Origin of the sequence: Candidatus Methylomirabilis sp., assembly GCA_036000645.1 — a bacterium.
Taxonomy (GTDB): domain Bacteria; phylum Methylomirabilota; class Methylomirabilia; order Methylomirabilales; family JACPAU01; genus JACPAU01.
Genome location: DASYVA010000174.1, coordinates 1 through 10,823 on the forward strand (window position 1 = coordinate 1; position 10,823 = coordinate 10,823).

Sequence of the window (10,823 nt, forward strand, 5' to 3'; positions counted from 1 at the left end):
ATCAGCTTCTGCAGCTCCTCTTCGATCCGCATGGTCCCTCCTGGCGGCCACCTCCTCCCGCGCCACGCCTCGTCCCGGCGTGACGAGACGCATGCGCGGAACGGCTCAGGAGGTCGCCCGTTATCCCGCGGTTCGCTCCCCCGGGCCGGCGGCCCGCCCTGCTGAGCCTACCGACTTGCCGATCCAGTCCCGCGCGTCCAGGGACTTGCCCGTCGCGTCCCGGGAGGCCTCGCTCGCCAGATAGAGAAACACCGGGGTAATGGCCTCGGGGGTGGGGAGAGTCATCGGATCCTCGCCGGGCATCGCGGCGGCCCGCATGACAGTCCGGGTCCCGCCGGGGTTGACGGCGTTGACCCGGATCCCCTCCTCCCGGAGCTCGTCCGCCAGGATCTGGGTGAACCCCTCCAGGCCGAACTTCGAGACGGCATACGCCCCCCAGCCCTTCCGCCCCGTCCGGCCCACTCCCGAGCTCACGTTGATGACGGACCCTCCCCCGGCCGCCCGCAGGAGCGGGAGGCAGGCGCCCGTAAGGAGGAACGGCCCGGTCAGGTTGACGGCCAGAACCGCCTCCCAGGCCTCGGGAGGGTACTCCGCCAGGGGGACCATGGGGCCGAGCAGGCTCGCGTTGTTCACGAGGACGTGGAGCCGTCCGAAACGCTGGCGCACGCCCTCCACCAGGGACGCGATGTCGGCAGCCTTCCCTAGGTCGGCCGGAAGGGCAAGGACATCCACCCCCTGCTCCCGCAGCGCCGCCGCCGCCTGCTCGAGAGGGGCCGGGCGGCGGGCACACAGGGCAAGGGTAGCGCCCTCCCTCCCGAAGGCTGCCGCCACCGCCCGGCCAATCCCCTGACTCGCCCCGGTGATGAGCGCGACGCGGCCGGCCAGCAACCCGGCCATCACTCCTCACCCTCCCAGGGGGCCGCCGCCGGTGTCGCCCACTGCCGCAACAGGAAAGGCGCAGCCCCTGACGCCGCCAGGCACCCCCTGAGCCTCACTGCGCCTCCTGGGGAGCCCGCCCTTCCTCCCCTTCCCGTTGGCGCTGGACCACCTGTAACGGGATCAGGAGGATCCTGCCTCGGCTCACCTCCACTTCAAGGAGGTCCCCAGTGCCAAGACCCAATGTTTTCCGGATCTTGACAGGGATTGTGATCTGCCCGCGACCCTTCAGGACAACCCTGGACATAGGACCTCCTAAATGATTTTCATTTTATCGTATTTTCTGATAATTGAGGAAATATTTTTCCCGGGGGAGAGGTTTTTGGTCTTGTCACCCCCTGGGCCGCTGGCTATCCTAGCTCTGCTGGAAAGGCGATTCTCCGCGGCTCTTCACGGACGCAACGCCCGCGGAAGTACCCTCCAACCTGGCGTTTCTCCGTAGTCCTATGCGCCCCCGCATCCCCGGCTCCCGGCCCTGGCGGAGCGCCCCCTCCTCTTCGGTCCGACCAGGGCACCGGGGGGGGAACGATCGGAGGAGGGAAAGCTTCTTTGCTCGGGTGTACACCCTGGTCCGGCGGATCCCCAGAGGCCGGGTCCTGACCTACGGGCAGGTCGCGGCCCTGCTCGGGGACCCTCGCTGGGCCAGAACGGTGGGCTGGGCCCTCGCCGCTTGTCCGCCCGGGGCCGCCCCGTGCCACCGGGTGCTCAACGGTCGGGGTGCCTGCTCGCCCGGCTACGCGAGCGGGCATCCCGAGCGCCAGCGCGCCCGGCTGAAGACCGAGGGGGTGCGCTTTCGCCTGGACGGGACGATAGACCTCGCCACCTACGGCTGGCTCGGGCCCCCCCGAGCCCGCCACCGCTCCCGGATGCGCGGGAGCCCGGAAGCACCATGGCCGTCGAAGTGTACCTGAGCGAGAACGCCTTTATCGGCCTCCTGGTCTCGACCATCGAGGTCTACCGCCGGGAGTGCTTTGGCATCCTCCTGGGCCACAGCACGCCCGACCGGGTCTTCGTGGACTTTGCCGTCCCCTACCAGACAGCCACCCGCAAGTTCCGGGAGGTCCACATCGACTGGAAGCGGAGTGCCCGGGTGGAGGAGGCGGTCCGGGGCACCTCCCGCTGGGAGCTGGTGGGGGACTACCACTCCCACGCGATGTACGGGCCGGCCCGGGCCAGCACCGAACTCTCGACGGAGGACCAGGAGTTCTTCGCCGACGGGACGGTGGGGATCGTGGTAGCCATCAACGACATCCGCCGGCCCAAGCGCTGGGCGTACAGCCCGGGGGGGATCATCTCGGGCGCCGTCAACGGCTACAGCATCCGGATCGCGGCCTACGCCAAGCGGAACAGCCAGATCGACAAGGCCCCCATTATCTGCCCGTACGCCGTGGGCTTCATGGGGAAGCGGCGGGTCTCTGCCCGGGCCGGATGAGCCGACCGTCGCGCCGCGCTCTCCGGGCGAAGCTGGAGGCCCTCACGCGCAAGTACGGCGCCGCCTACCTCCGGACGTCGGCACTCATGTTCCCCCGGCGCTACCGGGAGCCGGCGGATCGGGAGGTGGTCGGGCTGCTCGCCGCCTCCCTGGCCTATGGCCGCGTGGATCTGTTCGCCCGGGCCGTCGAGACGGTACTCGCGGCGCTGGGAGAGCACCCGGCGGCGGCGGTCCGCCGCTTCCTCCCCCGGCGGGACCGGAAAAGCCTCTCGACCTTCCGATACCGCCTGAACCGCCCCGATGACGTCGTCGCCGCCCTCTGGGCCCTCCGGCAGCTTCTGGAAGCCTTCGGCTCCCTGAAGGCCTGCTTCCTGGCCGGCTACTGCCCGGAGGACGAGGACATCCGGCCGGCCCTCACGGCCTTCGTAGACCGCCTCTATCAGATCGACTTCACCCCTGTCTTCCCCGCCGGGATCCCCTCCCGCGGCTTCGCCCACCTCTTCCCGAACCCGCGGACCGGCGGCGCCTGCAAGCGCCTGAACCTGTTCCTCCGGTGGATGGTCCGGCCGGACGACGGCCTGGACCTCGGGCTCTGGCCGGAGGTCTCGCCCGCCAAGCTCATCATCCCGCTCGACACCCACGTGGCCCGGGTGGCGCGGGGGCTCGGGCTCACGCGTCTCAAGAGCCCCGGCTGGCGGATGGCCAAGGCGATCACGGAGGCCCTGAAGGTCTTCGATCCGGCCGATCCGGTCCGCTACGACTACGCCCTCTGCCGCTTCGGGATCCTGGAGGGGGCGGGGAAGGGGCGCCGGGCCGGTCCGCTGCGGGCGGTCGGAGGCGGGCCGTGAGACGCCGGCGCCTCCTCCTCGGCGCCCATATGTCCATCGCGGGGGGCTTGCCCGAGGCCTTCTCCCGGGGCCGGGCGGTCGGCTGCGACACCATTCAGGTCTTCACGAAGAACAACAACCAGTGGCGGGCCCGGCCGCTTGCCGAGCCGGAGGTGAAGGCCTTCCGGGCGGCGCAGCGGGAAAGTGGCATCGCGCCCGTGCTGGCGCACGTGAGCTACCTGATCAATATCGCCTGCCCCGACCGCGGCCTCTTCCAAAAGTCCGCAGCAGCCCTCCGCCTCGAGGCGGAGCGGGCAGAGCGTCTCGGGATCCCGTACCTGGTGCTCCACCCGGGGGCCCACCTGGGGCGGGGCGTCGAGGAGGGCGTGAAGCGGGCGGCCGAGGCCCTGGACATCGTGCACGCACGCACCCCCGGCGCACGGGTTCGCATCCTCCTGGAGACGACGGCGGGCCAGGGGACAGCGCTCGGAGCCCGCTTCGAGGAGCTTGCCGCCCTCCTCGCCCGCGTGGTGGAGCCGGGGCGGCTCGGGGTCTGTCTCGACTCCTGCCATGTCTTCGCGGCCGGCTACGAGGTCCGCACCGCGGCGGGGTATCGGGAGACGCTGCGGGCCTTCGACGCCACGGTCGGCCTCAACCGCTTGCAGGCGATCCACCTCAACGACTCCAAAGGCGACCGGGGGAGCCGGGTCGACCGCCACAGACACATCGGCGCCGGGCGGATCGGCCGCGAGGGCTTCCGGCAGTTCGTGCGGGACCGACGGCTGCGGGGGATGCCCATGATCCTGGAGACCCCAAAGGACGACGACTTCGTCCGGGCCGACCGCCGGAATCTGCGCCTCCTCCGCGCCCTGGCGGGCGGGGGGAGACGGGGAGGATGAGGGTGGGAGGGGGCCCGGTCATCCTCGCGGTCGAGCCCGAGGCGGGGGTCGAGGGGGGTGAAGTCGCCCTCCTCGGGGAGCGGCTGACCGGGGGCGCCCTCCCGGAGGTCCGGCTCGGCGGCGCCCCTGCGCGCCCAACCATCGCGACCGGGACCCGCCTCATCGTCCGCATCCCAGCCGACGCGACGAGCGGTCCCGTGACGGTGCAGACCGATGCCGGGTCGGCGGAGGGCGGAAGCCTGGCCGTCGGGCTCCGGCTGGCGACGGACCTGCACCCGGTCACGGGCCCTGCCGTGGCCGCCGACGGCACCATCTGGACGACCGTGAGCGGAAGCCGGGGGGAGCGGGTGGCTGCCCCGCTGGTCCGAATCAACCCCGACGGGAGGCGGGAGGCGTTTTCTCCGGGCGCCCTCAACCCCACGGGGCTGCACCTGGCGCCGGACGGGACCCTCTTCTTTACCAGCCGGCACGATGGGAGCCTGTACCGGTTCCGGGGGAAGGGCCCGAGCCCGGCGGAGCGGGTGGCGAGCGACTTGGGGACCGCCACGGGGTTGGCAGCGGACCCGGAGGGCGCGCTCTACGTCGGGGATCGGGACGGGACCGTCTTCCGGGTCAGGCCCTCGGGGAGCGTCGAGCCCTTCTGCTGGATCCCCCCCAGCGTGGCTGCCTTCCACCTCGCCTGGGGCCCCGATGACGCCCTCTATGTCACCGCCCCCTCGCTCTCGAACGAGGACCCGATCTATCGGGTGGACCCGGACCGATCGGCCGCCCCGTACGCCGGGCCCTTCGAGCGACCTCAGGGGCTTGCCTTCGATGGCGCCGGTCGGCTCTTCGTGGTCGCCGGGCAAGGGGGACGGCGGGGGATCTTCCTCGTGGAGGGGCCCGACCGGGCGCGGCGCGTCGTCGCCGGCGCAAACCTGGTGGGGCTGGCCTTCGCCCCCGGGGGGGACTGCCTCATCACGAGCAGCTCGGCGCTCTACCGCCTGTCCCGCTCCGCCCTCCGCTGACGCCGGAGCCCCCGCCTCCTGGCGAGCTGCCGCAGGAAACGGGCCGCCGGGAGCGCCGCGCAACGTCGGGCGGCGGCCGCCGGCGCCATCGGCCCCTCGTCGGTGACGACCGCGGAGAGGAGCGAGAGGGGAACCATCTCGAAATCGGTCCGCGCCACGGCCACCCGCGGGGGCGAGTCGCGCCAGAGGCGCCGCGGGTCCCGGACGGGCAGACGGATGAGCGGAGCGAGGGGGTCGGGGACCAGCTTGCTCCCGTCTGCCAGGAGATAGGACGGGACCGCGGCGTCGCGGGCCGCCAGGAGCAGCGGGTAGGTCCCCACCTTGTTGATGGCGCTACCGCGGAGCACCGCGTCGGCACCCAGCAGAACGGCATCTACCCGCCGGACCTCCCCGGGCAGCGCCGCGTCCGCCACCAGCGTCGCCCGGCAGCCGACCCGCGCCGCGGAGCGCGCCAGGCGCCGGCCTTCCAGGGCGGGGCGCCCCTCCCCCACAATGACGTGCAGGGGGTGCCCCGCTGCGAGACGCGTCAGGGCGGCCAGGACCGTCGACGAGCTGGAGATCGTGACGATGGTCCGGGCAGCGGCGGTCAGGCGCGCCGCAACCCGCGCCACGCCCTCAGCGGTCGCCGCGAGGACTGCCCGGGCGCGTGCAAGCGCCGCCCGGGCGGCGACCCGCCGGGCGGCCTCCTGGCCAGGCCCCTCCAGTCCCAGCCAGAGGGCGTTGGCCAGGAAGAAGAGTGGGGCCATGGCCGGCTGGGTCGCGAGCAGGGCGGCCGTCCCACGGCGCAGGCGCGCCTCCCAGGCGGACCCGCCGGAGGCCGCCAAGAGATCGTCCAGGTAACGCGCCGCCAGGGAGGCGAGCTCCCCGGCCCCCCGCCGCTCGTCTGTCTGGAGGCGGCGGAGGAGGTCTCTGGTCGTGACGGCGGTCGAGATCCTGTGCATCGGGCGCGAACTCCTGGCGGGCCGGACCGCCGACCGGAATGGCCCCTGGCTCGCGAGGCGGGTCACGAGCCTTGGGGGCCGGGTCACCCGCATGGGGATCCTGGACGACGACCCCACGGCCATCGCCGGCGAGATTCGGGCCGGCCTCGCCCGGGCTCCCGCCTTCCTGCTGACGGCGGGCGGCTTGGGCCCCACCGCCGACGACCGGACGGCGGCGGGTCTCGCGGAGGCGCTCGGCGTTCCCCTGGTGCTGGATCGGGCGGCCCGCGCTCTGGTGGCGGCCCGCTACGCAGCCCTGGCGGAGGCGGGTGCCGTTGCGGACGGCGCGCTCTCCCCTCCTCGGGAAAAAATGGCCTGGATCCCCGCCGGCGCCGAGGCCCTGGCCAACCCCGTCGGGGCGGCACCGGCCATCCGATTCCAGCGCCCTCCGACCATCCTTCTCGCCCTCCCGGGCGTCCCGGCAGAGATGGCGGCCTGCTTCGATGCCCACGCCGTCGTCGTCGTCGCCGCGGCCGCGGGGCATCCGGTCCTGCTCGAGCGGGAAGTGACCACCGACTGCGGGGACGAGTCGGCCCTGGCCCCCGTCCTGGAGGAGGTGCGGAAGGAGTTCCCCGACCTGTACCTGAAGTCGCGGCCCGAGGCGTTCGGACGGGAGGTCCGGCTCAACGTCACCGCGAGCGGGGCGGGGCGGGAAGCGGAGGTCGTGGCGGCCCGGCTGGAGGCGGCCGTGGCGCGCCTCCAGACGCTCCTGAAGACGCGGACTAGTCCTGGGTCAGGCGGCGGGTGAGGACGACGAGGTCGCGGGGGGTCCCGGAGAGGTCCTTCACGTGCCGGCGGAGCGTGGCCTCCCGCTTGAATCCCACGCTCTTGACCAGCTTGATGGCGGCTTTCTGTTCCGGGGTCAGCTCCGAGACCAGGATCTCCATTCCCCATGTCCCGGCGATGTCGACGATCTCCCCCAGGAGGGCGTGCCCCAGGCCTTTTCCCCGGAAGGTCGGATCCACCACGACCCGGACCTCGGCGACGTGCTGCATCCAGCCGTAGGGCCGGCGGTGCAGCGTCGCGTCCGCGACGATCCGGCCCTCGATCTCGGCAACGATGGGAAGGACGGTGCTGTAGTCCAGGTCACGCGCCCAGGCCTCGATCGTCTCGGGCCGGGTCACGTCGTCCCGGAGGAACATCCGCTCTTCCTCGGGGATTCCCCGGAAGAACCGGAGGAGCTTCTCCTTATCCGCCTTCAGCATGAGGCGGATCGTCGCCACCCGGCCGTCCTTCAGCGCGATCCGGCGGGGGAACGTCTTGTGCCGTGCCCGCCGCTCGGCCGCCTCCGCCATAGCCCCCTCCCCGTGGGTGTCCCGGGCCCTCAGCCGGCCGCACCGTAGCACGCCCTGCCGGAGGCTGTCAAATCACGCGCGCGCGGGAGATCCCGGGCCTGGTGCACCTCCTCAGGAGGCCCAGAGCTCCTCCCGCAAGAGCCGAAGCACCTCGGCCACGCTCCAGGCCTGGGCGATGCAGCCTCCCGGGCGGTGGGGCGGGTCGCCGTCGAAGATCTCGGAGATCGTGTTCAGGCCGGCCTCGGCCAGGTGCGCCCGGAGGGGCTCGAGCAGCGCTCGCAGGCGCGCCACCACCTCCTGGCTCCGGCCGTGGACCTTCAGGGCGGCCGTGAGATAGGGACCCAAGAGCCAGGGCCAAACGGTCCCCTGGTGGTAGGCGGCATCCCGGCTCCGCTGGTCCCCCTCGTAGCGACCCCGGTACTCCGGGTCGCCGCGGGCGAGGGTCCGGAGGCCCACGGGCGTCAGCAGCTCCCGCTCCACGATCGCCAGCACCGAGGGCCAGCGCGCCTCCTCCAGGACCGGGGCCGGGAGGCTGATGGCCAGCAGTTGATTCGGGCGGATCCGGGGATCCCGCGCCTCGCCGTCCACGACGTCGTAGCAGCACCCCGCCGCATTGTTCCAGAAGAGCCGGTTGAAGGCGGCCCTGGCGTCCGCGGCGGCCGCCCGGTAGCGGCCGGCGTCCCGCGGGAACCCGCACGCCGCGGCTACCGCCGCCATCCCCGCACAGGCATTGTGCCAGAGGGCGTTTACCTCCACCGCCTTCCCGTGCCTCGGCGTCACCACCCAGTCCCCCACCTTGGCGTCCATCCAGGTGAGCTGGACCCCGGCCTCGCCGCCGGTCAGCAGGCCGTCGCTGTCCACCCGGATGCCGTACCGGGTCCCCGCGAAATGGTGGCCCATCACTTCCGCCAGGGCCGGGTAGAGCTCCTCCTGGACCACCCCCACGTTCCCGCTGGTCGCGAGGTACCGCTCGCAGGCGTGGACGAACCAGAGGCTGGCGTCGATCGTGTTGAACTCGGGGGGGCTCCCGGCCTCCGGGAAGCGGTTGGGCACCATCCCGCGATTCACGGCCGCGGCGAAGGTGGCCAGGACCACCCGGGCCTCGGCGAAGCGCCCCGTGCTCAGCGTGAGGCCGGGCAGGGCGATCATCGTGTCCCGGCCCCAGTCCTCGAACCAGGGATAGCCGGCAATCACGCTTCGCCCCTCCCCCCGGCGGACCAGGAACTGATCGGCGGCCACCGTCAGGACCTGGGTGAGGGGATCGGGGCCCGCCCCGAGGACGAGGCCTGCGCGCCGCTGGATCTCCCCGGCCGCCAGGGCCTCCGGGCGGGCCCAGGGTGGATCGGGGCGGAGGCTGGCGAGGAGGGCGCGCGACTCCCCGGGGCGCAGGAGGAAGGTCAGGGCCCCGGGGCTGTAAAGATCCTCGTTCCCGTCGAGCCCTCGCGCCAGCTCCGCGGGGTACTCGAACTGGCGGTACCAGAGCCCTTCGGGGGCGAACTCCTCGGCCTCATGGAAGCAGTGGAGAGCCGGAAGTCCCGCGTACAGGGCGAAGGCGAGCCGGCCGGGACCCACCCGGACCTCCCGGTTGAGGAAGGGGTTCTCGTGGGTGAGGTGGTGAGCGTCCCGGAAGGCGAGCAGCGGGCGCACCTCGAGGGGGACAGGTGCTTCCGCCCCCTGGAGGTCGTAGAGGAGGACCACGGTGGGGAAGCCGTGCAGGAGGAAGAGGCGCTTCCGCAGACGGAGGGTTCCCAGAGCGTAGGTCCAGGTCGGGAACGGCTCCAGGGCGAAGCGGACGAGGTGCTCGAAGCCCCGGGGGTGGACCGCGCCCCGGTACAGGTTGGTGGAGAGGTCCACCGGCCCGCCGGGCAGGTGGAGGTACTCCTCGAGCTTGCTGAGGAACAGGTGGCGGCGGACCGGAGGGGCGACGGCCGCCATCAGGTGGCCGTGGTAGCGGCGGGTGTGGGCCCCGCTCACCGTCCCGCTCGCGTAGCCCCCGAGGCCGTCCGTCTCGAGCCACTCCCGCGCCGTGGCGAAGGCCAGGTCCCGGCACCGCTCGGGGCCGAAGGCGATCATCGGGCGGGAGGGCACCGGGGGAACACGAGAGGCTTCACGGCAGGCTCCGGAGGAGCGCGCGAGCCGGCGCTCCGTCGGCGCCGGCCAGCCTCAGGGGGAGGCAGAGCAGTTCATAGTCCCCCGGCGGCACGGCACTGAGGTCGAGGCCCTCGAGGAGGAATGCTCCTGCGCGGAGCAGGGCAAGGTGCGCCGGCGCCCCCTCCACCCCGTAGCCCTCGACCGACAGATAATCCACGCCCAGCAGCCGGACGCCCGCCCCCACCAGGAAGATCGCCCCTTCCTCCGTCACGTACACGAAGTCTTCCTGGAACCCTTCCCGTTGCCAGAGGGCGGAGTTTCGCGTCTTGAGGAGGAGTCGGGCGCATCCCCGGACCGGCAGCGGGGCGAGATCCGCCGGGCCGATGGCGACGGGAGCCGGGACCTCCACCACGCGGGCCGGACCGACACACAGCTCGAGCGGGATCCGGTCAACGGAGACCCCGCCCGCCAGGAAGTGGGAAGGAGCGTCCACATGGGTCCCCGTGTGGGCGCCCAGGCTGAGGGCCGAGACGTTGGCCGGATCCCCCCGGGCGAGGGCCAGGGCCTTCCGGACCCGGACCTCCGGGTCCCCCGGCCAGACCGGCATCCCCTCCCGAATGGGGACGGAGATGTCGTAGAGGGTCATGATTTCCCGCGGTCCCACTCCGGCAGGCGGCGCAGCCGGTCGATCAACCATTCCGCAGGACGACGCCCTGGGCCAGCGGGCGGCCCCCACGGCCTGCAGAAGCAGTGGTGCCGGCACCGGATCTCCTGCCCCGGCATCCCCCGCGCCTGCCCGGCAGAAACACCCCCCTCGCAGTGCGCGCGCGCGGCGGCTGGGGTGCTCGATGGGGTCCCACCGCCGTCCAATGCTCCCGGCCCGCGGGATGGCCTCGCAGACGCCGGATCAGACTTGGAAGAACCACGAGGAGGATCTGGGAGGGCCAGGTGTGATCGAATGCCACGCGAAGATAGCGAGCCTCGCCGGTTCCTGTCAAGGCCAATAACGCTGGCCCGACCGTGGCCCCGCTCCGAGCGCGCGTCCCTTGACCCCCGGGGCGATCTCAGCGAGAATTCGCACGTTCTGTCTTGGTCCCGCGGAGGGCACCCATGTCGAGGCGCGTACAGCTCGGCGCTGTCGTCGGTCTCCTCCTCCTGCTCGGAGGGCTGGCTGCGTACCGGGGTCTCGCCCTGCCGCGGGACCGGGGGGGCACCCGCCGTCCGGCCCGCGAGGTCACGGTCCGCGTCGCTGAAGCCCGCCGCGGGCAGGTCCGGCACGTTCTCCAGACCACCGGGGACATCCTGCCCCTCCTCCAGGTGGAGCTGATCCCCAAGGTCTCCGGGACCGTGGCGGCC

Annotated in this window: 12 protein-coding genes; 7 read left to right on the forward strand and 5 right to left on the reverse strand. The window is 72.6% G+C overall.

Annotated features, from left to right (window positions below):
* Positions 1 to 120: 120 nt before the first annotated feature.
* Positions 121 to 897: an SDR family NAD(P)-dependent oxidoreductase gene (locus tag VGT06_09790; GenBank protein HEV8663413.1), complete on the reverse strand. Its 777-nt coding sequence runs from the start codon at positions 895 to 897 to the stop codon at positions 121 to 123.
* A 596-nt stretch (positions 898 to 1,493) separates the two neighbouring features.
* Between VGT06_09790 and VGT06_09795 the strand changes: the two genes are divergently transcribed.
* The 5 genes from VGT06_09795 to VGT06_09815 are packed head-to-tail and all read left to right on the forward strand — an operon-like array spanning position 1,494 to position 5,101.
* Entirely contained in the window at positions 1,494 to 1,847 is a 354-nt protein-coding gene (locus VGT06_09795; protein HEV8663414.1) for an MGMT family protein, read from the forward strand.
* On the forward strand, positions 1,826 to 2,368 hold the full coding sequence (locus tag VGT06_09800; GenBank protein ID HEV8663415.1) for a Mov34/MPN/PAD-1 family protein: 543 nt from the start codon (positions 1,826 to 1,828) through the stop codon (positions 2,366 to 2,368). The genes VGT06_09795 and VGT06_09800 overlap by 22 nt, the downstream gene beginning before the upstream one ends.
* A complete protein-coding gene (locus VGT06_09805) occupies positions 2,365 to 3,216 on the forward strand; it encodes a TIGR02757 family protein (protein HEV8663416.1) in 852 nt (283 codons plus the stop codon). The genes VGT06_09800 and VGT06_09805 overlap by 4 nt, the downstream gene beginning before the upstream one ends.
* On the forward strand, positions 3,213 to 4,094 hold the full coding sequence (locus tag VGT06_09810; protein ID HEV8663417.1) for a deoxyribonuclease IV: 882 nt from the start codon (positions 3,213 to 3,215) through the stop codon (positions 4,092 to 4,094). The genes VGT06_09805 and VGT06_09810 overlap by 4 nt, the downstream gene beginning before the upstream one ends.
* Positions 4,091 to 5,101 (forward strand): SMP-30/gluconolactonase/LRE family protein, encoded by a 1,011-nt coding sequence (locus VGT06_09815; protein ID HEV8663418.1) that lies wholly within the window; start codon positions 4,091 to 4,093, stop codon positions 5,099 to 5,101. Before VGT06_09810 ends, VGT06_09815 begins: the two co-directional genes overlap by 4 nt.
* On the opposite strand, the gene VGT06_09820 is transcribed toward VGT06_09815, so the two are convergent.
* The gene (locus VGT06_09820; GenBank protein HEV8663419.1) at positions 5,071 to 6,042 is read right to left on the reverse strand and encodes a hypothetical protein; all 972 of its coding nucleotides are present in this window, start codon (positions 6,040 to 6,042) and stop codon (positions 5,071 to 5,073) included. The two genes, VGT06_09815 and VGT06_09820, sit on opposite strands and share 31 nt — an antisense overlap.
* On the opposite strand from VGT06_09820, the gene VGT06_09825 reads away from it, so the two are divergent.
* A complete protein-coding gene (locus tag VGT06_09825) occupies positions 6,017 to 6,829 on the forward strand; it encodes a molybdopterin-binding protein (GenBank protein HEV8663420.1) in 813 nt (270 codons plus the stop codon). The two genes, VGT06_09820 and VGT06_09825, sit on opposite strands and share 26 nt — an antisense overlap.
* Here the strand turns inward: VGT06_09825 and VGT06_09830 are convergent.
* From VGT06_09830 to VGT06_09840, 3 genes are all read right to left on the reverse strand, one after another.
* Positions 6,804 to 7,376, reverse strand: a complete 573-nt coding sequence (locus VGT06_09830; protein HEV8663421.1) for a GNAT family N-acetyltransferase — start codon at positions 7,374 to 7,376, stop codon at positions 6,804 to 6,806. The two genes, VGT06_09825 and VGT06_09830, sit on opposite strands and share 26 nt — an antisense overlap.
* A 111-nt stretch (positions 7,377 to 7,487) precedes the next feature.
* Entirely contained in the window at positions 7,488 to 9,449 is a 1,962-nt protein-coding gene (locus VGT06_09835; protein ID HEV8663422.1) for an amylo-alpha-1,6-glucosidase, read from the reverse strand.
* A 34-nt stretch (positions 9,450 to 9,483) separates the two neighbouring features.
* Positions 9,484 to 10,113 (reverse strand): cyclase family protein, encoded by a 630-nt coding sequence (locus VGT06_09840; protein HEV8663423.1) that lies wholly within the window; start codon positions 10,111 to 10,113, stop codon positions 9,484 to 9,486.
* 464 nt (positions 10,114 to 10,577) lie between these two features.
* Between VGT06_09840 and VGT06_09845 the strand changes: the two genes are divergently transcribed.
* Positions 10,578 to 10,823: hypothetical protein (locus VGT06_09845; protein HEV8663424.1), on the forward strand; the 246-nt coding region annotated here is incomplete at its 3' end.

Coding starts and splice junctions, on each gene's coding strand:
- VGT06_09835 (HEV8663422.1), bottom strand. CDS start 9,449: ATGATCGCCTTCGGCCCCGAGCGGTGCCGGGACCTGGCCTTCGCCACG.
- VGT06_09830 (HEV8663421.1), bottom strand. CDS start 7,376: ATGGCGGAGGCGGCCGAGCGGCGGGCACGGCACAAGACGTTCCCCCGC.
- VGT06_09840 (HEV8663423.1), bottom strand. CDS start 10,113: ATGACCCTCTACGACATCTCCGTCCCCATTCGGGAGGGGATGCCGGTC.
- VGT06_09800 (HEV8663415.1), top strand. CDS start 1,826: ATGGCCGTCGAAGTGTACCTGAGCGAGAACGCCTTTATCGGCCTCCTG.
- VGT06_09820 (HEV8663419.1), bottom strand. CDS start 6,042: ATGCACAGGATCTCGACCGCCGTCACGACCAGAGACCTCCTCCGCCGC.
- VGT06_09790 (HEV8663413.1), bottom strand. CDS start 897: ATGGCCGGGTTGCTGGCCGGCCGCGTCGCGCTCATCACCGGGGCGAGT.
- VGT06_09815 (HEV8663418.1), top strand. CDS start 4,091: ATGAGGGTGGGAGGGGGCCCGGTCATCCTCGCGGTCGAGCCCGAGGCG.
- VGT06_09805 (HEV8663416.1), top strand. CDS start 2,365: ATGAGCCGACCGTCGCGCCGCGCTCTCCGGGCGAAGCTGGAGGCCCTC.